Raw genomic sequence first — 21,087 nt, 5'->3', positions numbered from 1 at the left:
GCATGAGCGTGTATGACGACAAGATTTGGTTGAGTCGATACGGGCCAGGGCAGCCCGCCCAGATCGAGGTGGAGTTCGACAACGCGCTGGACATGTTCAAAGCGGCAGTCGAGCGAAATCCGGACGGCGACATCATCCGTTACTTCGACGGCCGGGTCACGCTACGCGAGCTCGATGAGCTGTCCGATGCCTTTGCGCTGGGAATTGCCGAAGCCGGATTCGTACCCGGTGAGAGACTGGCTATCTACGCCCAGAACATCCCGCAGTTCGTCATCGCCCAAATCGGCACGTGGAAGGCCGGCGGAATCGCTGTCTCGATCAATCCGATGAACCGGCAGCGAGAGTTGAAACAACTGCTGATCGACTGCGGTGCAACGGTACTCGTCGCGCTGGAGACTCTTTACCGCGATATCGCAGCGGAGGTCCTACCTGAAACCCAGGTGCGGACAGTGATCACGACTTCGGAGCTGGAGTACCAGAGCGGCGGTCACCCTGGATTCCTCGCCGAGGTGGAGCGAATCGAGAGTCCTGACACCGTCGATATGACCGAACTCATACAGAGATTTCATGGAAAAGTCTGTCCCACCGTGGTTTTGGCTCCTGGTGACGTGGCGTTTCTGACCTACACGTCGGGAACCACCGGCCCGCCCAAGGGAGCTATGACCACTCACCGCAACGTGGTGTTCAATGCTCAGACGTACCGAGACTGGATCGGTATCGGCTCCGATGACGTCATTCTCGGCATAGCACCTCTCTTTCACGTCACCGGTTTGATCGGACACATTGCGATCTCGCTGCTCGTCGGGGCACCGCTGGTGCTGATGTACAGACTCGACCCGGTAGAGACGATCAAGACGATCGAAGCCGAAAAACCCACGTTCACCGTGGGGTCGATCACGGTATTCATTGCTTTGATGAACGCTCCCAACGCGGAGAAAGATGCGCTCGCAAGTTTGACGAAGATCTACTCCGGCGGTGCTCCGATTCCACCGAGCACGATTGCCGCATTCCAGAAGTCCTTCGGACACTACATACACAACATCTATGGACTCACCGAGACCACATCGCCGTCGCACGCGGTCCCACTAGGGGCTGTTGCGCCCGCCGATCCCGCGACTGGGGCAACGTCTATCGGGGTACCGGTCTACAACACCGTGGTGCGCATCGTCGACGACCAAGGCAAGGATCTAGCGCCTGGCGAGATCGGCGAGCTCGTCATCGCAGGGCCGCAGGTAGTTGCCGGGTATTGGAACAAGCCCGAGGCGACGGAAGAAGCTCTGCCCGGTGGTGCTCTACATACCGGGGACGTCGGCTATATGGACGAACAAGGCTGGTTCTACATAGTCGATCGAAAGAAGGACCAGATCAATGCCGGTGGCTACAAAGTGTGGCCACGAGAGGTCGAGGACGTGCTCTACGAGCATCACGCGGTCCGCGAAGCTGCCGTGGTCGGTGTTCCCGATGAGTACCGCGGTGAAACCGTGAAGGCTTTCGTAAGCTTGCGCCCCGGACAGACCGCTACACCCGAGGAGCTCATCGCGTTCACAAAAGAACGGATCGCGGCCTACAAGTATCCGCGTTATGTAACCCTCGTCGAAGACATTCCCAAGACGGTCACCGGTAAGTTGCTACGCCGAGAGCTACGCGAACTGAACTGACATCGAAGTATCAACTTCGTTCGGGGGAAAGGCAGAACCCCCACGGTAGTTCGAGACGGTGCCGGGCGAGGAGCTCGGTGTCACCGAGAATGTCCGCGATCGGTCCGTCCGCGACGAGTGCGCCGTCGTCGAGAATGACGGCCCGCGTGCACAACTGAGCGGCATACGGCAGATCGTGCGTGACCAGCAGCATCGTGGTGTCGAGATCCATCAACGTCTCGGCGAGTTCGCGACGCGCGACCGGATCGAGATTGGCGGACGGCTCGTCGAGGACGAGGATGTCCGGTTCGCAGGCGAGGACCGTGGCGAGGGCAACGCGTCGACGCTGGCCACCCGAAAGGTGTGTGGAGTTGCGGTCGGCATGATCGGCCATGCCGACGACCTTCAGGGCTGCGGCGACGCGAGCGACGAGCGTGGGTCCGGTGACACCGAAGTTGGCGGGGCCGAATGCGACGTCCTGTGCGACTGTGGGCATGAACAGTTGGTCGTCGGGATCCTGGAAGACGATCCCGACGAGTCTTCTGATTTCACGTACTGTCTTGCTGCTCAGACGGATTCCACTGACGTCCACGGTTCCCTGGTCTGCGGTGAGGACGCCGTTGAGCTGAAGCATCAGCGTCGTCTTTCCTGCTCCGTTGGGACCGAGGATGGCGACGCGTTCGCCGTGTGCGATCTCGAGGTTCAGTGCGGTCAATGCGGCCGTGCCGTCGGGATAGGCGAAGGACACATCGTGAAGTTTCAGGCTCATCGGACCAGCCATGCTGCCAATGAAATTCCGAGGGCAACGACCGCCGGCATAGTGCCCAGGATCCAGTCACGCCGGACTGCGGCGACGGAGACCCCTGCGATCCCGTCCATTGCGGGTATTGCGCCGTCGAACCCGCGGGAGGCCATGGCCAGATGTACGCGCTCACCGCGTTCGTAGGACCGGAGAAACAATCCACCGACGCCACGGGCCGTAGCCGCGATCTGATGGAAGGCCCGCGGGTCATCGCCTCTGGCCGAGCGCGCGATCCGCATCCGATCTGCCTCGGCGGCAAGCAGTTCCACGTAGCGGAGCATCAGTACCACGATGGTCGCGATGAAGGACGGTACGCGAAGCCTCGTGAGACCGACGGGTAGTTCGCGAGGATCGGTGGTGGCGGCCAGTGTCAGGGAGACTGCAACGCCGAGAGTGCCTTTGACGATGATGCCCCATGCAGCCCATAGTCCTGATGTCGACAGTTCCATGCCGAGAACAGCAATTCTGTCCCCGCCCTCCGCGAACGGCAGCAACACCGCGAGTACGACGAAAGGTAACTCGATGAGCATCCGAGGGGCGATCCACGTCAACGGGATGGAAGCTGTGCGCCACAGGCAGAGAAGGCCGATCGCGTACAGAGCGTAGGGCCACAACATTTCTCGCGGAGTCGCGACTACTGCCAGGACGGTGGCGACGGCACAGACGATCTTGACCTCGACGGGCACCTCGTGCAGCGGTGAACGTATCTCGCGATACAGCGCGATGCCCATGCCTGTTCAGTCCGCTCGACTGTGCCGCGACCGTGCGATCAGCCAGAACAGTCCTCCGGCAGCCGCGAATGTGGCTATGACCCCGATGATGCCAGCGACACCGGTGAGCGAATCACGGCCGCCGATGGTGTAGTCCGCCAAGGGTGTACCGGTCATTCCATGGTCGGTCGCAGACTGAGCTATGCACGATCCGGTCAGCGCCTCACCGGCGTCGGTTTCGACCACCTGGCAGCCCTGCAGAGTCGTCGAGTCCAGACCGTCGGGGTGTGAACTGGCGAAGTAGGAGACGATTCCGGCGATCAGCAGAGCCGCCACCGCGAAGCCGACGTAGAACCTGCGCGTCATACCGCTACCTGCTTGCGAGTACGCAGGAGGTGCACCAGGTCTGGTCGCACACGCGCCACCGCGACAACCGTCAGTGCGGTGATGATTCCTTCACCGATGCCGATGAGAGTGTGGGTGCCGAGCATGTACGCCGCGACGGTCCCGACCGAGGTCGAGGAGGCGCCGCCGAGCGAGTATTCGACGATGAACCCGGCCGACGCGGCGACCGTGCCGCACAGGGCAGCCACGAATGCGATGGTGCCGAGCCCGGCCAGGTTCTCCCGCCGAAGGATGACGCGTCGCAGTCCGACGGCAACGCCGTATCCGACGGCAACACCGATCAGTGCCATGTTGGTGATATTTGCTCCCAAGGCGCTCAATCCGCCGTCGGCGAAGAGCAGCGCTTGAACGACGAGCACTATCGACACGCAGAGTGCGCCGGTGAACGGTCCGACCAGGATGGCAGCGAGCGCGCCTCCGAGCAGGTGTCCGCTGACGCCGGGGAGGATCGGGAAGTTGACCATCTGGACGGCGAAGATGAACGCGGCGACCAGCCCGGCCATGGGCACGGTGCGCTCGTCGAGTTCCGAACGTGCCTTCCACGCACACACTCCGACACCCACGAGGGCGATGAGTCCGAACAAGAGCGAGGTCGGGAGATCGATGATGCCGTCGCTCATGTGCATGGCGACGTTCTGGTTCATATCGGTGTTGCTCCCCTCGGGAGCCGGAACGGTCACCAGCGAACACTAACCCCAAATTTCATCATCTGCTCAATTGTTCAGATGACTTTTCGAAGCACCACCAGAGACGGCGTCTTCGTTCGGGCCGATCACGGTTTCTCCACGCGCCGCTGGAAGTCCTCCACGGCTGCTTCGACTGTGGGATAGAAACGCGAGGTGTCGAATCTGCCGCCCACCCCGAAACGGATGAGTCGATCCTTGATCGGGCCCTTCATCTCGGCAAATATCAACCGAATCCCGCGGCTCGCCAAATTCTGATCGAGGTCGACGAGTTCGTCGACGGCGGTGGTATCTAGTCCGGTGATGGGCTCGGCGGCGATGACTACCCACTCGACCGGGGACGGCGCATCCGCCACCACCGAACGTACGTACTGATCGAAGATCTCACCGTTCGCGAAGAAGAGCGGCGCGTCGAAGCGAACCATGGCCAGCCCTGGGATGCGCTGCCCGTCCGGATGCCGCTCGATGTCGTGGAAGCCGGGGCGGTCGGACGTGCGGACGAGCTCGGTGCGGTACGGCTGCCATGCCCGTACGACCACCGCGAGGAACGAAAGACCTATCGCGACGAGGATGCCCTGCAGCACGCCGACTAGGGCGACCCCGAGGAAGGTGGCTGCGGCGAGACCGAATTCGACACGGCTCATATGCCACATGCGGACCATGCCGCGCACGTCGATCAGCGCCCCGGCCGCGATGATCACCACCGCCCCGAGAGTCGCATCGGGCAGATACGCGGTGACGCCGGGTGCAACGAGGACGAAGAGCAGGACGGCCAGCGCTCCCACCACGCCCGCCAGTTGGGTGCGGGCACCGCTCTGTTCGGCCACCGGGGTCCGCGAGCCGCTGGCCGAGATGGGGAAACCGCCGAACAATCCACCGGCGATGTTGGCGACACCGATTGCCTTCATTTCGGTACTACCGTTCACGTCCTCACCATGCCTTGCCGCGAACGTGCGAGAGAGCACACCGGTGTCGGCGAACGCGATCAGCGCGATCGCTGCTGCTGGTCCGATCAGATGTCCTACATCTCGCCAGTCGACGCCGCCGAACGACGGCAGCGGAAGCCCGGCCGGTAATGCGCCGACCATCTCGATGTCTTCGGTGAGTCCGAGTATCGCCGACAGGACGATCGACCCGATCACGGCGACCAGAACCCCGGGGACGCGGTGGACCCATCGTTCGAAGATCGGGATGACGGCAAGCGAGGTGATTCCCACGGCGGCTGCCATGGGATCGATGTCGCCCGCCGCGACCGATTGCGCGGTCTCCTTGGCCTGGCCGAGGACGCCGGACGCATCGACGGAGAACCCGAGCAGCTTGGGTATCTGCCCGATGACGACGATGAGCGCGATCGCGTTGAGGTAGCCGAGCCTGATGGGTTTGGAGAGCAGTTCGGTCACGAACCCGAGCCGAAGGAATCCGCCGAGCACGAGGATCAGGCCGACGAGAACTCCTAGAATCCCGGCCAGCGCGAGCGCGCTCTTCGGGTCGTCGGTCACTGCCAGCGGGATTACCGCTGCCGCGATGAGGGGCGCAAGCGAAGAGTCGGGACCGAGAACGAGAATTTTCGACGGCCCCACGATGGCATAAGCGAGCAGGGGCACGATCGTGGCGTACAGCCCGGCGTAGGCGGGCAACCCGGCCGCCTGTGCGTACCCCATCCCGGCCGGGATCAGTAGGGCGGTGAGGACCAGACCGGCCGTGATGTCGCTGCGCAGCCATGCGCGCTGGTAGGTTCTGGCCGTCGCGATACCCGGCAGCCGGCCGAGACCAGCCGTCCAGGCCATGGTCCCTCCAGTCCGCGACATGGCACGAGTATCGACCCTGCAGTGGACCACCGTGGTGATGGGGTCTAGAGCTCGATCCATCGTGTCGGCGCAAGGCCACGTAGAAACGGCAGATCATGGCTGGCCACGACGAGTGCGCCCTCGTAGGTCGCCAGCGCCTCGGTGAGGTGCGCTCGGCCGGCGATATCGAGGTTGTTGGTCGGCTCGTCGAGCATGAGCAATTTCGGCGGCGGTTCGGCCAGCAGGATTCGTGCCAGCGCGGCACGTAGTCGCTCGCCGCCGGACAGGGTGGAGGTGACGGCATCCGAGTCGTGACCACGAAAGAGGAACCGGGCCAGTTGAGCGCGGATCTGTTCGTTCGACGCGTGTGGCGCGACGTCGGCGACGTTCTCGAACACTGTTCTCGATTCGTCGAAAACGTCGAGCCGTTGCGGCAGGCACTGCCACGGCACCGAGGGGCCTGCGGATTCGAGCTTTCGTAGCAGTGTCGTCTTGCCGCTGCCGTTGGGCCCGATCACCGCGATCCGATCGGGACCGACGATCTCGAGATCCTCGATGACGACTACCTGTTGCCCCGCATGAACGTTCGTCAATGGTAGATCGATTCTTATCTCGCGGTCATCACGCAGGCGGTCCTCGGTCGCGTCGAGCATGGCCTGTGCGTCGGAAACCTTGTCCTCGTGGGCTCCGCGCAGTTTTCCGGCGGAGACCTGCGCCGCGCGCTTGCGAGCACCCATGATGATCTTCGGTTCGCGTTTCTGCTCGAACATCTTCTTGCCGTAACGAACCCGCCTGTCGATCTTCGTCCTGGTCTCGATCAATTCGCGTTTCTGTTTGCGCACATCGTTCTTGGCATCGCTGAATGCCGCTGCCGCTGACTGCTGTTCGGCGTCGATCACCGACCGATAATGCGAGTAGTTGCCGCCGAACATCCGGATCGAGCGCACGCCGTTGCGCTCGGCGCGCACTTCGGCGGTGCTGTCCATGATGTCGAGAAGTTCGAGATCGTGGCTCGACACCACGAGGACCCCCGGAAACTCCAATACGGCAGAGTGCAACCGAGCACATGCGTCGATGTCGAGGTTGTTGGTCGGCTCGTCCAGCAGGAGCACCTCGGGTTCGGCGAGAAGTTCGGCAGTCAGTGCCAGCAGCATCGATTCCCCACCGGACAACGTACCGAGAGTGCGGTCGAGATCGGCTCGCGCGGAGACGATGCGGCCGAGTCCGAGCTTGTCGAGCATGGCCACGGCGCGGTCCTCGGCATCCCATCTGGACCCCACTGTCGAAAAGTCGGCTTCGGTTCCATCTCCGGACTCGATGCGCTGCAGTGCTTCTCGAAGTTCGCGAAGGCCGAGGATCTCGTCTACTCGCCGGCCTGGTATTGATGTCACGTCCTGCGGTAGGTAGCCGAGTTCTCCTTCGGTGCTGATCGACCCGCGCTGAGCCTGCAGCTCACCGGCGACGAGTCGGAGGAGGGTGGATTTTCCCGATCCGTTCGATCCGACGAGACCTGTTCTACCAGAGGGGAATACGACATCGAGGCCGTCGTAGACCTGCTCGCCGTCCGGCCAGGTGAACTCGAGATCGGAAATGCGTAGGGCGGATGAAGTAGGCATAGGTGCTCCAGAGGTGTGCGTGCGAGAGTGCAGGCGTAAGAAACCTCTAGAAGAGCAATGGCCTCTCCGAATCTGTTGGCGACAAAGGCGAAACCCAGATTAGACCGGGGTTGCCGGCCTCGCAACATTGTTTACGACGGGCCCTTCTTGCGTAGGTCGTCCACGGTGGTCATGGCCTCGCGTAGTTCCCCCAGCCACTCCTGAGTGTGTTCGCCGACGAGCTTGACAGCCCACGACAGAGCGTCCGCGCGAGAGCGGGCCACACCGGCGTCGACGAGCGTGTCGAGAACCTTGCGTTCGGGTTGGCGGAGCCTGGTCATCACCGGAACTGCGAGGTGGGTGAAGAGTACGGCCTCACCATCGACGGCGACGCCCCAAGCGATCTTGCGGCCGTACCGTGCCTCCGCCTCGTCGGCGATCTTCATCCGGTCCTGCCGCGTCGTCTCGCGGAACCGAGCGATACGGCCCTCGGTGGTCGCTGCCGAAGCGTCGTCGGGTGTGGGGAGTTCACCGATGACGACGATCTCCTCGCGGTCTACCTCGACGGTTGCCGCACCGGCGAACCACTCGTCGGGCAGTCGGCCGGCGAACCACTGCGCGGCATCTCCGGCGTCGGGTGCGTCGGCTTGTTGCCACCCGCCGGGGCGGCCGAACTTATGTCCTTGGTGTCTCATGTCGGACCCTTCGTTGGTTGTGTAAGCCTAATTACATGATTACACCGTAAAACTTATATTCGCCACGTTTGAGGCATGATCGTCCCGTGCTCACTTCGAAGAGAACGGTGTCCGCCCTCGTTGCCGTCACCGCGCTGGTACTTGCCGGTTGCTCGGACGACGGTCCGCCGGAACCGAACACCACAGCCCAGCAGTTCGTCGACGCGGTCAACGGTGGAAATGCCGAGGCAGCCGCCGCGCTGACTACGGACCCGGCCGCCGCGGCCGCAGCACTGACGGGCCTGTACGACGGCCTGAGCGCCGGGGGGACGGTGACGGCGACACCCGATTTCACCGTCGGGGACACCTCCGAGGAGGGCGGGACGGTCACTCTGGATGCCACGTGGCGTTTCTCGACGACGCAGGACGGTACCGAGGAGCCGGACGGTGAACCGAAGCAGTGGCAATATGCGACAACTGCAACGGCCACCGAGACCGATCAGGGTTGGCGGATCGACTGGGACCCCGCCGTCTTGGCCCCGACCCTCGCGGCCGAGCGCACCATCCGGTTCACGCCGACCGATGCGCTCGTGAGCGCCAAGGTGTTCGATCGTGCCGGACGCGAATTGATGTCGCAGCAGGTAGTGACGCTCGTGAACGTCGACGCCACCGCCGATCCTGCGGCCGTCGCAGCGCTCGTGACACCGATCGTTCCGACGATCACTGCGCAGTCGATCACAGCCGACGTCGCGGGTGCGCAGGGTAAGACGGTGACTCTCGTGTCGCTGCGAGCGTCCGACGTCGATCCCATTGCCGCCCAACTCGCCGCAATGCCCGGTGTGACGCTTGCGCCGCAGGCCCGGCTCCTCACCACCGATCGCGCGCTCGCGTCACCAGCGCTGAACGGGGTATCGGAGCTGTGGCAGCAACAACTCGACGCCAACAAGGGCTGGTCCGTTCAGTCGGTCAAGGCCGACGGATCCGTGGAACCGCTGGCGGGAATCGACGCGCAGCCAGCACCGGACATCGCGACCACGCTGGACTCCGCCCTTCAGATCAAAGCCGAGAACGCTCTTGCGTCGTTGCCGCAGCAGGCGGCGATCGTCGCGTTGCAGCCCTCGACCGGCAACGTCCTCGCTGTCGCGCAGAACGTTGCGGCGGACGCCGAAGGCCCGATCGCGCTTACGGGTCTGTATCCGCCCGGTTCGACATTCAAGACAGTGACGACGTCGGCGGCGCTGGAAGCCGGGACAGCGACCCCCGACACGATCCTGCCGTGCCCAGGGACCGAGAACATCGAGGGCCGCCAGATTCCGAACGACGACAACTTCGATCTCGGTGACGTCCCGCTGCACACGGCATTCGCCCGATCGTGCAATACGACGATGGGCCGCCTCGGCGTCGGACTCCCCGCCGACGGATTGCAGCAGACGGCACAGCAGTACGGCCTCGGTGTCGACTATGTGACGCCGGGGCTGACCTCGGTCACCGGCAACGTCCCTCTCGCAGCTACGCCGGCGCAACGCGTCGAATCCGCCATCGGTCAGGGGCAGGTGACGGCGTCACCGTTCGGGATGGCTTTGGTCGCGTCGTCGATCGCGAGTGGTGCGTTGAAGGCTCCGACGCTTCTCGACGGACAGCCCGGTGTAGCGAATGCGACGCCGAAACCCGTGGATCCGCAGGTAGCCGAACAGGTGAAGGCGATGATGCGCGAGACCGTCACCAATGGCACGGCCACGCAGTTGCAGGACATCCCCGGCCTACTGGGTAAAACCGGAACTGCCGAGTTCGGGCCGAACAACGAGATCGCGCACGGTTGGTTCGTCGGGATCGCGGGTGATCTTGCTTTTGCGGTCTTCGTAGCGGGTGGTCAAAGTTCGGGTCCCGCGCTCGAAGCAGCGGGTAAGCTCCTCCGATAGGGTCCAGCAGGCAAATACCTGGTGTGGCCCAATCGTGACCGGAGTGTATGTCTGTCGTGCTTGTTACCCTTGTGGCTACAGTGAATATTGTGACCCATGAGTTCTGGAAGGTCACTGATGCCTCGTCGTATTCGTGTCCGATATGTGGTGGCGCTCGGCGCAATTTTGGTATTGGCCGCATCACTTGCTACGTGGACCCTCGATCGCCCCACCGGCGGGGCCGAATCCACGGTGTCCGATTTCGTCGAGGCACTCAACGACCGCGACGTCGATGCAGCCGCCAACCTGACTTCGTACCCCAACGCGGCGGCGGCATCGATCTCGCAGATGTTCGACGGCCTGTCCGCGGGCGGAAAATCATCCTCGCAGTTCGAACTCTCGCAGTTCATCGACCTCGACCAGGACTCGGGGTTCTTCACCCTCGGTTCGGCGTGGAACTTCGGTGAGGGCAAGGACTGGAAGTACTCGACGCGCGGCAGCACGAAGAGATTGAGCGTCGGCTGGCGGATCACCTGGGAACCGGAGATCCTTGCACCGGGCCTGGCCAGTGCAGTGCACTACACCCGAACGGACGCGCCGCCACCGCTGGTGTTCGACGCTGCCAAGAACGTCCTGATGAGCGAACGCACCATCAACGCCGTCTCCCTCGACCCAGCGCAGATGCCCGACCCGGCAGCGTCCGCGTCGCGACTCGCCGACGTCATCGACGTCGTGGCGCCGTTGATCACTGCAGAATCGCTGACCTCCGAGCTGAATGCCGCACCTGGTTCACCAGTCCTCGCGGTCAACCTGCGCGACGACGACTTCGCGGTTCTCGAGGACGATCTGCGTGCCATTCCTGGAGTCGTGATCTCGCAGACACCCAAACTGATCGCGGGCGATCGACGCATCACCTCCCCGTTGCTCGACTCCATTCGCGACGCCTGGCAACTTGGCCGCGACGCGACGTCCGGTTGGGCAGTGGACGTCGTCGGTGCCGACGGAATTCCGGTGCGTCAGGTCGGCTTCCAGGGTCCTGCCGGTCCGGACCTGCATGCCACGCTCGATCCCCGGATTCAGCTGGCCGCCGAGGATGCCGTGGTCAGCGTCGGGACGTCCGCGTCGATCGTGGCTATCGTGCCGTCGACCGGTGCCATCGTCGCGGCTGCTCAGAACAGTTACGCCAACGAGCAGGGGGAGATTGCGTTCTCGGGGATGTATCCGACGGGATCGGCAACGGCATTGCTCGACGCCCTGCAGTCCGGTGATAACCCAGGCACGCCGTCTGAGCTCGGCCTCGGGGTCAACTACTCGATGCCCGGACTCGACGCCTTCGCCGGTCAGCGTTCCGGACCGGGTGGGTCGATCGATCGGATCCGGTCCGTCGGAAACGAGAGCTCCACGGAGTCGATGACGCCGTTCGGCCTGGCTCAGATGGGTGCGGCGATCTCCCGTGGAGCTGCGCCCCTACCGTCGATCGTCGTCGGTCAGACCGCCGTCGCCGACCAGCCGACCGATTCGATTCCGCCCGAAGCTCTTGCCAAGCTCCGAAAGATGTTGGTGGACTCTGCTCATGCCGAAGGGCTCGACGCGTACGCGGGATTGACAGGGTTCGCGGGTATCAGTGGCGACGACCGGTGGTTCATCGCCAACCGAGGCGACCTTGCGTTTGCGGTCTACATCGAAGACGCGGACGGAACGGACCAGGCCGTGAAGATGAGTACCCGTCTGATCCGAGGCATGGACTCCGGCATCGCCGAGTAACCCCCTGTGCTCCATTTCGGTCTGCTCGTGGTGGCCGGTTACTTCGCCGGCCTCGTCGGCTTCGTGACCGGAATGGCGTCGCTGGTGTCGTATCCAGCCTTACTGGCAGCAGGGTTGCCTCCGGTGAGCGCAAACGTCACCAACACGGTGGCGATGGTCGCCGTCGGTGTCGGCGCTACGACGAATGCTTCGGCCGAGCTCGCCAAAGACGGTAAGCAGCTGGTTCGGTATGCCGTCTATTCGGCAGCCGGTGGGCTGGTCGGCGCCGTCGTTCTGCTCGTTGCGCCCGCGGGATCCTTCGAGGTGGTGGTGCCGTTCCTCGTTGCGTTCGCGGCCCTCGCGCTGCTACTGCAACCGAGGATTCGAAAGCTGTCCGGAAATCGAGAGTTTCCGACGCTGTATCCGTTCGCACTGTTCTTGGTTGCTGTCTACGGCGGGTACTTCGGGGCAGGTGCCGGGGTGATCTTCTTGGCGCTCGCCCTGATCGCCACATCCGAAACGATATGGCGCGCCAGCATTCTGAAGAGTTTCTTTCTGGGCGTCGCGAACCTCGTTGCGGCCGTGATCTTTGCGTTCTCCGGTCAAGTCGACTGGCTCGCTGCGCTGGCGCTGGCGATAGGGGCCTTCTGCGGTGGTTACTGCGGCCCGCCCGTGGTCAAGCTCATTCCCCCGACGTTCCTGCGCATCGCTGTCGGAATTCTCGGGCTCGGGCTCGCAGCATGGTTGATGTGGAAATAGCTGCAGGCGTTCCTATTTCACACCGCTCATCATTTTCTTGATCCACGGCGTCAGAGCAACCAGCGCCACGGCGACCGCGATGGATGCAGCTCCCACGCTGTAGAAGAACGGGTTCGGATTGTCCTGGTCGTAGTAGCCGGCGAGAGTGCCTGCCATGGCCGAGCCGAGAGCGACAGAGAGGAAGAACAACGCGACCATCTGCGTGTGGAAGTTCTCCGGTGCGAGTTTGGTGGACAGTGACAGGCCGACCGGGGAGAGGAACAGCTCCGCGAAGGTGAACATCAGCAAGATGCCGATCAGGGCGAGCAGTGGCATGTTGTCGCCTGCGAGGGCAGGCACGAATGCGAGGAAAGCAACGCCCATGATGCCCACGCCTGCAGCGAACTTCAGGGGCGTCGAGGGCTGACGGTTACCGAGTTTGGTCCACATTGCGGCGAAAATGCCCGCAAAGATGATGATGAACACCGGGTTGATGGACTGCACCCACGACGGCGGGAACTCCCAGCCGAAGAGGTTACGGTCCAGTTCGGTGTCGGCGATGAGCGGCACTGTGGTGAATTGCTGCTGGAACAGCGACCAGAACGCCGCACTGGCGATGAACATCGGAATGAACGAGATGACCCGACGACGTTCGATCGAGGTGATCTTTTTGCTGGACAGGATGATCGCGAAGTATCCGATAGCCGCGACGACCGTGACTCCGACGACGACGTTGGACAGGTTCGATGCTCTGATCGCCCCGAACACCGAGAGCAGGGCGATGACGGCGACTGCTGCCGCAATGATCGCGACCCACTTGGTTCGCTCGGTCGAGGGGAGCGGATTGGGGGCGACAGCGCCGATGCCGTGCAAATGCTTCCGGCCGAGCGTGTACTGGATGAGGCCGAGCCCCATACCGACAGCCGCGAGCGCGAAGCCTGCATGGAATCCGATCTTGTCCCAGGCCAAGCCGGTAAGCAGCGGGCCGATGAACGCGCCGATGTTGATGCCCATGTAGAAGAGTGAGAAGCCGGCGTCCCGTCGAGGATCCTTCTCCTCGTACAGGTCTCCCACCAAAGATGTCGCGTTCGCTTTGAGGCCGCCGCTTCCGAACGCGACGAGGATCAATCCGACACCGACCCCCAGGAACCCGGGTAGCGCTGCTAGTGCGATGTGGCCGAACATGATGAGGATGGCGCTGTAGAACAGGGTGCGTTCGGAACCGAGAAGTCGATCGGCGATCCACGCGCCGAGAATCGTCGACAGGTACACGGTGCCGCCGTATGCGCCGACGATCGAGGTCGCCGAGCTCTCGGGGATACCGAGTCCGCCGTCGGACACCGAGTAGTAGAGGTAGTAGATGAGGATGCCTTGCATCCCGTAGAACGAGAAGCGCTCCCACATCTCGACACCGAACAGGTTCGCCAGTGCGAATGGCTGCCCGAAGAATCCGGTGTCCTGCTTGTCCGTCACATCGGCCATTACAGAACTGTCCCACGTGCGGCGGCCCCGATGGGGCCGATGGGGTCAGTTTTTCCGGGCGGATACAACTCTTGCGAGGGCGCGCCAGCCTAGAAGGAACAGCGCCAGCACGGTCGTGGCGACGACGACGAAGCTGAAGGCAGTGCCCTGCCCGCTGATCGCCCGAAGCACCATGCCGATGGCGACGGTGGACACCCACACGATGATGCCGGTCGGGAGAAGAAGGAACGCGTCGAACTTGTCACGGTAGAGCGCCCAGCTGGCGGCCCAGCCGACGACGGCGCCGATCAGGAACGGCCAGGCGGTCGTCGCCAATCCGGCAAGTGCACCCGTCTCGTCGTGGCTGCGTCGACCGATGGCGCAGAAGATCAGGACCAACACGAGATCTATGACTGCGGGAATGTACAGCGGCGCGAAACGGCCCGGTACGGCGGCGATGATCGGGTTGCGCTTGCTCACCGGTCCCACAATAGAGAACGGGCCCGCGGACTGTATGTCCGCGGGCCCGTTCTGGTGAAAGTGACGATCTAGGAAGCCAGACCTGCTTCGATTTCGAGGGTCAGGGTGATCTTGTCGCCGACGACTGCGCCGCCGCCTTCGAGAGGCATGTCGATGGTGAGACCGAAGTCGCGACGGTTGATGGTGGTGGTGGCTTCGAAGCCGGCGACCGGACCGTTGCCCATGCCGGCGTTGACGCCGTTGAATTCGAGTGCCAGGTCGATCGACTTGGTGACGCCGTGCAGGGTGAAGTCACCTGTCACGACGAAGTCGGAACCCTTGGGCTGTACCGACGTCGAGACGAAGGTGGCGGTCGGGTACTTCTCGACCTCGAAGAAGTCGGCAGTCTTGAGGTGGCCGTCGCGCTGCGCGTTGTCGGTGGTGATGGAGGTGACGTCGATTTCGGCGGCGACGGAAGGCGTGCCGTCGGCGGCGACGGTGATCGTGCCGGTGAAGGCCTGGAAACGGCCGCGGACCTTGCTCACGACGAGGTGGCGCACGGAGAATCCGACGGTGGAGTGCGAAGGGTCGATGTTCCAGGTGCCTGCGGACAATTCTGGCAATGCGGTCGCGGTGGTCATGTGAGCTCCTCTAATGGTGGGTTGAAGGTTCAAGTTGCCTAGTACACAAGCGGACCGGAGTCCGAATCTATTCCCGCATGCCGAATAGAGATGCCGATCACAATTTTCGAGTGGGAGGGAAGAACTCGTTATCCAGACTCGGGATCGACGTTGTCCGCCCGCGGCTTGTACAGGTCCCTTATTTCCCGCTGCTCGATGATTTCCCGCTGTTCGACGGCTTCCCGCTGTTCGACCGCGATGTCGTATTCGAGGTTCTCGTGGCGGTGGTTGCGAAACAGGACGAGGAACACGATCCAGCCGACGATCGCGACGAGGATGAAGCTGACACCGCGATAGACGAAGGCGGCTGCGACGGCCTGTGACGCGCTGATACTGGCCGCGCTGGTGAGAAAGGCGATCAGGGTGGCGTCGACGATGACGAGCCCACCCGGTGCGAGCGGCACGGATCCGACGGCCTTGCCTGCGGCGAACGCGATGAGCAGTCCGGAGAGTCGGGGGTCTGCGCCGACGGCGAAGCATGCGAAGCCGAGACAGGCGACGTCGGCGAGTCGGTGAACCGCGGACCACGACAGGGTGAGCACGCCGTCGCGTGTGCCGAGTCGAACCGATTGAACCTGCTCGATGATCTCGTCGATGCGCTCGGCGCCGGTATCGGCCGGCTGGTTGCGGAAGTCGTTGATCTTGCGCAACGTCCATCGGGCTGTGCTGCGTATCGCCTGCGGGTGGGCGGAGATGTACCGCACTCCCAGGACGATCAGGACGACGCCCGCAATGGGGAGTACCAGGGTGAACGTGTTGACCGCTCCGCCCACCAGCAGGGCGCCACCGACGCCGAGGACTGCGAGTCCCGCCGCCGCGATGACTCCGGAGATCGCGAGTTGCCATGAGGCGACTACCGGACTCGCGCCCCACCGTCGGGTCTCACGGTAAGTGAACGCGGTGGAGAAGACCTGTCCGGCGGGCAGCGTCAACGACATGGCAGTGCTGCCGTAGATGACCGAGACCGACTTGGACTGACGGACGCGAACTCCGCCGGCTTCGAGCAGTTGCTTCTGGACCCGGCCGAACGCGCTCAGTGAGAGTGCTTGCGCAAAGACACATGCAGCGAGCCATCCCCAATGGATCTCGGTGAGGGCCTTCCACGACTCGTGCAACCGCGGCCAGAGGTAGATTCCCTCGCCGATGAGCAGTGCGACCAGGGCAATCCCGACGACCCATTTGAACCAGCGGAGACGATTCCGCTTCCGTGGCCCGTCGGGGACGGACTCCGGTCTTGGTTCGGCCACCTTCACAGGGTAACCACACTGCGACGGCTGTCAGGGATGCTCGACCGGCCACGCGAGATGCGTGCGTCTACGCCGGCCGCGTAATTGAACCTGATCACCGAGTTCCCAATGCGCCTGTTCCTCGTCGCTGGCGAAGTAGAGCGCGGACGTCGACGCGAGAACGCGGCCCGGTCTCAGCTTGGCCAGTTCGGTCAATCGAGACGCTTCGTTGACGGGATCACCGATCACGGTGTATTCGAACCGCTCGGCTGCGCCGATGTTCCCAGCGACGGCCAGTCCCGCCGACACACCGATACCGATGTCGAGTCCGGTGATGTCGTTGAGGGCGAACCGCAGGTCACGAGCTGCGGCGAGCGCAGCGGTCGGCGCGTCGGGTCGGTCGAGGGGCGCGCCGAAAATGGCGAGTGCCGCATCACCCATGAACTTGTTGACGAATCCGTTGTGCTGATCGATGACGTCGACGACGACGCGGAAGAATTCGTTGAGGAGGACGACGACCTCACTGGGAGGACGCTCGGAAGCCGTGGCCGTCGACCCGACCATGTCCACGAAGAGCACCGCGACGAAGCGAGTCTCGCCTCCCAATTCGGTACCGAATTGCAATGCACGGCGCGCCACATCTTCGCCGACGTGTGCGCCGAACAGTTCACGCAGGACGCGCCGTTCCGCGGACTCCTCCATCATGCGGTTGAAGCCGACCTGAAGTCGGCCGATCTCGCTGCCGTCGAACACGTCGACCTCGACGTCGTTCTCACCGCGTTGGACCCGCTCGATCGCCCGACGCAGTTGCCGGATCGGGTCGGAAATCTGGCTGGCCGTCAGCATCGACAGGATGAATGCCTGCCCGATAGCGAGGACGCTGAGCAGGATGATCGCTATCGCGAGCGAATTGGGGGAGAACACCAGATCGGTGGTCAGCTGGGTCACGCAGAGCAAGATGATGCCGATGACGGGCATCAGGGTGCCCAGACCCCAGGTCATCGCCATCCGGGTGCCGATGCCGGGGGTCATGGTGCGGTCGAATCGACCCTCGCTCAGTGCCATCGCAGCGACGGGGCGCAGGATCCGTTCGCCGAGCATGTAGGTGAATCCGAAGGTGACGGTGGCAGCCATGACCACGGTGACGATGACGGCGACGGCGAGCGACGGCATTTCGGCGACCGTCAGGACGACGAACAGGACACCCCCGATGACCCACAGAACGGCATGCACGATTGCTTGACGCAACGGCGCGTGCAGCGCAGTCATCTGTTCCTTACGGGTGGGTGGGCCACCCCGCAGCTGCCAGCGAACCACCGTCCGCAACATGCGGGACGCGTAATAGAGGCTGACCCCGCCTCCGACCAGCAGATAGATGCCGAAGATCCAGACATTGCGTGATCGGTCCGCGATGATCGATTCCGACTCGGCAATGGGCAGCCCATAGCGAACGAAGCCGAATACGAGCACCGCGCCGAAGAGGTTGGACAGGCCCATCGAGACCATATAGAGCGGCCAGCGACTCTTCAGGGTGAGCGAGACCGCTCGGAAAGATGCCAGCACAGGTTAAATTTACCGGGTGGGTACTGGCGAGCTGCGGGCAGAAGCACCAAAGGAGCCTTCCGGTGCCCGATCGCCCGCGAATTCGGTTCATCCCTTGGTGCGTGTCGGAGCGGAATGGACGTGGCGTCTGCTCGTTCTGTTCGCCGGATTCCTCACTGTTTGCTACGTCGTCATCCGGCTCGAAACAGTGTTCATTCCCATCGGACTGGCGCTGCTGGCTTCGGCGATGCTGGTGCCGATCGTCGATTGGATGCAGAGACGCGGAGTTCCCAGGTCCGCAGCAGTCGTCGTAGTCATCATCGCCAGTATCGGTGTCGTCGTCGGAATCATGACGTTCGTCGTCGAGCAATTCATCGAGGGACTACCGCAACTCGGCGATCAATTCACCACGAGCATCAACGACATCCAGTCCTGGTTGTCCACGGGCCCACTCCACATCAGTGAGGACCAGATCCGACAGACGAGCGACGACGCCGTCAAGGCCGTCCAGGACAACCAGGAAGCGGTGACGTCCGGCGCATTGACCACCGCGACGTTCATCGGTGAGCTCTTCACCGGTGCGTTGCTGACACTGTTCACGCTGATCTTCTTCCTCTACGGCGGCGATCAGATCTGGAACTTCGTCACCCGGCTTGCCCCGACGTCGGCGCGGCGCCGTATTCGCCTCGCCGGAAGTCAGGGCTTCGGCTCCCTCATCGGGTACGTTCGCGCGACGGTCGCCGTCGCCGCTGCCGATGCTGTCGGTATCGGGGCCGGGCTGGCCATTCTCGGTGTGCCCTTGGCCTTGCCGCTGGCATCGTTGGTGTTCATCGGCGCCTTCATCCCTATTGTCGGTGCTTTCCTGACCGGATTCGTCGCAGTGTTCATCGCATTGGTGACCAAGGGTCTGATCACCGCGTTGATCACGCTCGGCATCGTCGTCGCAGTCATGCAACTGGAAGGGCACGTACTGCAACCCCTCCTACTGGGACGCGCGGTGCGGCTGCATCCTTTGGCCGTCGTCTTCGCCATCACCCTGGGAATCCTGCTGGCAGGCATCATCGGTGGCCTGCTGGCCGTTCCGGTCGTGGCAGTGCTCAACACGGCAATCCGATCACTGCTGGCAGAGGACCCGGACGAGGTCTACGAGGAACTCGAGGAACACGACCCGTCGGAGCCGCTGTTCCCGGCCACAGAGGACAGCCCACGCCCGCGTAGCCGACAACTCGACCCAGGAACTCTCGAAAAGCCCGATGACTGACGCATTGACTCCGCTCTGGCGCGCGTCGCAGGTGTTTCGATTCGTCACCCTGCTCTACGCAGTCAGCTACCAGGTCGCCTCGATGTCGTCCTACAGCAATCCGCGCCTGAGCTGGTTCTTCGTGGCGTTGATGGCAGTGTGGACCGGGGTCTCGGCAGCGCTTCTCTTGGAGAAGAGAATCCCGCGATGGAAGGTGGTGTTCGCCGACCAACTCGTCGTCATCGGGTTGATGGCGTCGACTCGGTTGGTCGCCGATCCTCAGTGGTACAGCACTCACCAAACTCTCCCGACGACATTGTGGGCCACCAATGCGGTCATCTCGGCGGCAATTCTGTTCGGGCCCAGGGGCGGAATCGCGTCGGCGATCGTGCTCGCGGCCGTGAGCGCACTGGTACGCGATCAGGTGAACTTCGATCTGTGGACGGATGCGACAGCGCCGGTTCTGGTGTCGGTCGGGCTTGCGCTCGGGTTGGCGAGTAACACCGCCAAACGCGCACACTCGGAATTGGCGCGTGCCATCAGGCTCGCGGCGATCACCGAAGAGCGCGAACGACTCGCACGCCAGGTGCATGACGGCGTCCTGCAAGTGTTGGCGCTGGTTCGTCGGCGCGGAAACGAAATTGGCGGTGCTGCAGGTGAACTCGCCGATCTTGCCGGTGAGCAAGAAGTTGCACTGCGGATGCTGATCTCCGAGCAGGGGAACCCGAGCCGCGTCGATACCGGCGATGCAGAGGTCGACCTGGGGAGTCTGCTCCGAGCGCAGGGCAGCACCACGGTGTCGATCTCGGCCCCGACGGATCCCGTACTCGTCCACGAACCCGTCGCCGAGGAGCTGGCTGCCGTTCTCGCGACAGCGTTGTCGAACGTGACCTTGCACGCGGGATCGGCTGCGCGCGCGTATGTTCTGCTCGAAGATGTGGCCGGCGACATCATCGTGAGCATCCGTGACGACGGCGTCGGGATAGCTGCCGGCCGCCTCGCTGAAGCTGAGGCGGAAGGCCGGATGGGCGTCTCCAAGTCGATACTGGGAAGAGTTGAAATGCTCGGCGGCACAGCAGTGCTCGACAGCGATATCGGGACGGGGACCGAGTGGGAGATTCGAGTACCGAGGGAGCGGAAGTGATGGAGAAGCAGATTTCGGTCATGGTCGTCGACGACCACCCCATGTGGCGCGACGGGGTGGCACGCGACCTCGATGCGGCCGGATTCGACGTCGTCGCCACCGCTGACGGAGTCGGGTCCGCGGGGCGTCGCGCTCAGGCCACGCAACCGGCCGTCGTGCTGATGGACATGCACCTGACCGACGGCAACGGTGCCGACGCGACGGTCCAGGTACTGCTCGGTTCACCGAACAGTCGGATTCTGGTGCTGTCTGCCTCCGCTGAACGCGGTGACGTGCTCGACGCAATCAAGTCCGGTGCCAGCGGATACCTGGTCAAGAGTGCATCGGCCGAGGAATTGTTCGACGCTGTCCGGGCCACCGCCGCCGGGCAAGCCGTGTTCACTCCCGGTCTGGCCGGGCTGGTCCTCGGGGAGTATCGCCGTATCGCCACTGCCCCCGCGGACGCGAACGACACCGAATTACTACGTCCGACGCTGACCGACCGCGAAACCGAAGTGCTACGACTGGTAGCAAAGGGATTGAGCGCCAAGCAGATTGCGACCAAACTGACGTTGAGCCATCGCACGGTGGAAAATCACGTGCAGGCCACACTCCGCAAGCTGCAGCTTGCCAATCGGGTGGAGCTGACGCGTTACGCGATCGAACAGGGTTTGTGAGCCGCCC

Annotated in this window: 19 protein-coding genes; 7 read left to right on the top strand and 12 right to left on the bottom strand. The window is 63.3% G+C overall.

The window, feature by feature from the left end:
* The first annotated feature begins 2 nt into the window (after positions 1-2).
* On the top strand, positions 3-1,658 hold the full coding sequence (locus ABIB36_RS03800; protein WP_354559194.1) for a class I adenylate-forming enzyme family protein: 1,656 nt from the start codon (positions 3-5) through the stop codon (positions 1,656-1,658).
* A gap of 10 nt (positions 1,659-1,668) precedes the next feature.
* On the opposite strand, the gene ABIB36_RS03795 is transcribed toward ABIB36_RS03800, so the two are convergent.
* The 7 genes from ABIB36_RS03795 to abmR form a co-directional block, all read right to left on the bottom strand.
* Positions 1,669-2,418, bottom strand: a complete 750-nt coding sequence (locus ABIB36_RS03795; RefSeq protein ID WP_084347276.1) for an energy-coupling factor ABC transporter ATP-binding protein — start codon at positions 2,416-2,418, stop codon at positions 1,669-1,671.
* Positions 2,403-3,170, bottom strand: a complete 768-nt coding sequence (gene cbiQ / locus ABIB36_RS03790; RefSeq protein WP_084347277.1) for a cobalt ECF transporter T component CbiQ — start codon at positions 3,168-3,170, stop codon at positions 2,403-2,405. Before cbiQ ends, ABIB36_RS03795 begins: the two co-directional genes overlap by 16 nt.
* 6 nt (positions 3,171-3,176) lie before the next feature.
* Positions 3,177-3,515, bottom strand: a complete 339-nt coding sequence (locus ABIB36_RS03785; protein ID WP_084347278.1) for a PDGLE domain-containing protein — start codon at positions 3,513-3,515, stop codon at positions 3,177-3,179.
* Positions 3,512-4,180, bottom strand: coding sequence for an energy-coupling factor ABC transporter permease (locus tag ABIB36_RS03780; RefSeq protein ID WP_179142334.1), 669 nt, complete (start codon positions 4,178-4,180; stop codon positions 3,512-3,514). Before ABIB36_RS03780 ends, ABIB36_RS03785 begins: the two co-directional genes overlap by 4 nt.
* Positions 4,181-4,326: 146 nt before the next feature.
* Complete coding sequence (locus tag ABIB36_RS03775; RefSeq protein WP_084347279.1) at positions 4,327-6,024, bottom strand: SulP family inorganic anion transporter; 1,698 nt, start codon at positions 6,022-6,024, stop codon at positions 4,327-4,329.
* A 65-nt stretch (positions 6,025-6,089) separates the two neighbouring features.
* Positions 6,090-7,640 (bottom strand): ABC-F family ATP-binding cassette domain-containing protein, encoded by a 1,551-nt coding sequence (locus ABIB36_RS03770; protein WP_354559193.1) that lies wholly within the window; start codon positions 7,638-7,640, stop codon positions 6,090-6,092.
* A 131-nt stretch (positions 7,641-7,771) separates the two neighbouring features.
* Positions 7,772-8,314 carry an ATP-binding transcription factor AbmR gene (gene abmR, locus ABIB36_RS03765; RefSeq protein WP_084347280.1) on the bottom strand — a complete coding sequence of 181 codons (543 nt, stop codon included), beginning with the start codon at positions 8,312-8,314 and terminating at the stop codon, positions 7,772-7,774.
* 86 nt (positions 8,315-8,400) lie between these two features.
* Here abmR and ABIB36_RS03760 point away from each other — a divergent pair, with 86 nt between their 5' ends.
* From ABIB36_RS03760 to ABIB36_RS03750, 3 genes are all read left to right on the top strand, one after another.
* On the top strand, positions 8,401-10,212 hold the full coding sequence (locus tag ABIB36_RS03760) for a penicillin-binding transpeptidase domain-containing protein (protein WP_354559192.1): 1,812 nt from the start codon (positions 8,401-8,403) through the stop codon (positions 10,210-10,212).
* A 96-nt stretch (positions 10,213-10,308) separates the two neighbouring features.
* Positions 10,309-11,955, top strand: coding sequence for an NTF2-like N-terminal transpeptidase domain-containing protein (locus tag ABIB36_RS03755; protein ID WP_354559191.1), 1,647 nt, complete (start codon positions 10,309-10,311; stop codon positions 11,953-11,955).
* Between the two features lie 6 nt (positions 11,956-11,961).
* Positions 11,962-12,693: a sulfite exporter TauE/SafE family protein gene (locus tag ABIB36_RS03750; RefSeq protein ID WP_084347282.1), complete on the top strand. Its 732-nt coding sequence runs from the start codon at positions 11,962-11,964 to the stop codon at positions 12,691-12,693.
* Between the two features lie 12 nt (positions 12,694-12,705).
* Here ABIB36_RS03750 and ABIB36_RS03745 read toward each other — a convergent pair whose 3' ends face one another.
* The 5 genes from ABIB36_RS03745 to ABIB36_RS03725 form a co-directional block, all read right to left on the bottom strand.
* Positions 12,706-14,154 carry a peptide MFS transporter gene (locus tag ABIB36_RS03745; RefSeq protein WP_084347283.1) on the bottom strand — a complete coding sequence of 483 codons (1,449 nt, stop codon included), beginning with the start codon at positions 14,152-14,154 and terminating at the stop codon, positions 12,706-12,708.
* Positions 14,155-14,199: 45 nt separating this feature from the next.
* Positions 14,200-14,562: a DUF3054 domain-containing protein gene (locus ABIB36_RS03740; RefSeq protein WP_084347467.1), complete on the bottom strand. Its 363-nt coding sequence runs from the start codon at positions 14,560-14,562 to the stop codon at positions 14,200-14,202.
* A gap of 119 nt (positions 14,563-14,681) precedes the next feature.
* Positions 14,682-15,233, bottom strand: coding sequence for a YceI family protein (locus ABIB36_RS03735; protein WP_354559190.1), 552 nt, complete (start codon positions 15,231-15,233; stop codon positions 14,682-14,684).
* A 128-nt stretch (positions 15,234-15,361) separates the two neighbouring features.
* Positions 15,362-16,519: a lysylphosphatidylglycerol synthase transmembrane domain-containing protein gene (locus ABIB36_RS03730; protein WP_354559189.1), complete on the bottom strand. Its 1,158-nt coding sequence runs from the start codon at positions 16,517-16,519 to the stop codon at positions 15,362-15,364.
* A gap of 30 nt (positions 16,520-16,549) precedes the next feature.
* Positions 16,550-18,004, bottom strand: a complete 1,455-nt coding sequence (locus ABIB36_RS03725) for an adenylate/guanylate cyclase domain-containing protein (RefSeq protein ID WP_084347469.1) — start codon at positions 18,002-18,004, stop codon at positions 16,550-16,552.
* A gap of 88 nt (positions 18,005-18,092) precedes the next feature.
* On the opposite strand from ABIB36_RS03725, the gene ABIB36_RS03720 reads away from it, so the two are divergent.
* From ABIB36_RS03720 to ABIB36_RS03710, 3 genes are read left to right on the top strand one after another with little or no spacing between them, the layout of a single operon-like run.
* Positions 18,093-19,301, top strand: coding sequence for an AI-2E family transporter (locus ABIB36_RS03720; RefSeq protein ID WP_084347471.1), 1,209 nt, complete (start codon positions 18,093-18,095; stop codon positions 19,299-19,301).
* Positions 19,294-20,424: a MacS family sensor histidine kinase gene (gene macS, locus ABIB36_RS03715; protein WP_354559188.1), complete on the top strand. Its 1,131-nt coding sequence runs from the start codon at positions 19,294-19,296 to the stop codon at positions 20,422-20,424. Before ABIB36_RS03720 ends, macS begins: the two co-directional genes overlap by 8 nt.
* The gene (locus ABIB36_RS03710) at positions 20,424-21,080 is read left to right on the top strand and encodes a LuxR C-terminal-related transcriptional regulator (protein WP_179142327.1); all 657 of its coding nucleotides are present in this window, start codon (positions 20,424-20,426) and stop codon (positions 21,078-21,080) included. Before macS ends, ABIB36_RS03710 begins: the two co-directional genes overlap by 1 nt.
* Positions 21,081-21,087 lie beyond the last annotated feature (7 nt).

This window comes from Rhodococcus sp. UYP9, assembly GCF_040547235.1.
Classification (GTDB): domain Bacteria; phylum Actinomycetota; class Actinomycetes; order Mycobacteriales; family Mycobacteriaceae; genus Rhodococcoides.
This window is presented reverse-complemented; position numbering and strand designations above follow the sequence as displayed.

Bases quoted from the DNA above. Each gene is read 5' to 3' on its own strand.
- ABIB36_RS03735 (WP_354559190.1), bottom strand. From the start codon at position 15,233: ATGACCACCGCGACCGCATTGCCAGAATTGTCCGCAGGCACCTGGAAC.
- ABIB36_RS03770 (WP_354559193.1), bottom strand. From the start codon at position 7,640: ATGCCTACTTCATCCGCCCTACGCATTTCCGATCTCGAGTTCACCTGG.
- ABIB36_RS03710 (WP_179142327.1), top strand. From the start codon at position 20,424: ATGGAGAAGCAGATTTCGGTCATGGTCGTCGACGACCACCCCATGTGG.
- ABIB36_RS03795 (WP_084347276.1), bottom strand. From the start codon at position 2,418: ATGGCTGGTCCGATGAGCCTGAAACTTCACGATGTGTCCTTCGCCTAT.
- ABIB36_RS03745 (WP_084347283.1), bottom strand. From the start codon at position 14,154: ATGGCCGATGTGACGGACAAGCAGGACACCGGATTCTTCGGGCAGCCA.
- ABIB36_RS03725 (WP_084347469.1), bottom strand. From the start codon at position 18,004: ATGGTCTCGATGGGCCTGTCCAACCTCTTCGGCGCGGTGCTCGTATTC.
- abmR (WP_084347280.1), bottom strand. From the start codon at position 8,314: ATGAGACACCAAGGACATAAGTTCGGCCGCCCCGGCGGGTGGCAACAA.
- ABIB36_RS03775 (WP_084347279.1), bottom strand. From the start codon at position 6,024: ATGGCCTGGACGGCTGGTCTCGGCCGGCTGCCGGGTATCGCGACGGCC.
- ABIB36_RS03755 (WP_354559191.1), top strand. From the start codon at position 10,309: ATGAGTTCTGGAAGGTCACTGATGCCTCGTCGTATTCGTGTCCGATAT.
- cbiQ (WP_084347277.1), bottom strand. From the start codon at position 3,170: ATGGGCATCGCGCTGTATCGCGAGATACGTTCACCGCTGCACGAGGTG.
- ABIB36_RS03800 (WP_354559194.1), top strand. From the start codon at position 3: ATGAGCGTGTATGACGACAAGATTTGGTTGAGTCGATACGGGCCAGGG.
- ABIB36_RS03785 (WP_084347278.1), bottom strand. From the start codon at position 3,515: ATGACGCGCAGGTTCTACGTCGGCTTCGCGGTGGCGGCTCTGCTGATC.
- ABIB36_RS03780 (WP_179142334.1), bottom strand. From the start codon at position 4,180: ATGCACATGAGCGACGGCATCATCGATCTCCCGACCTCGCTCTTGTTC.
- macS (WP_354559188.1), top strand. From the start codon at position 19,294: ATGACTGACGCATTGACTCCGCTCTGGCGCGCGTCGCAGGTGTTTCGA.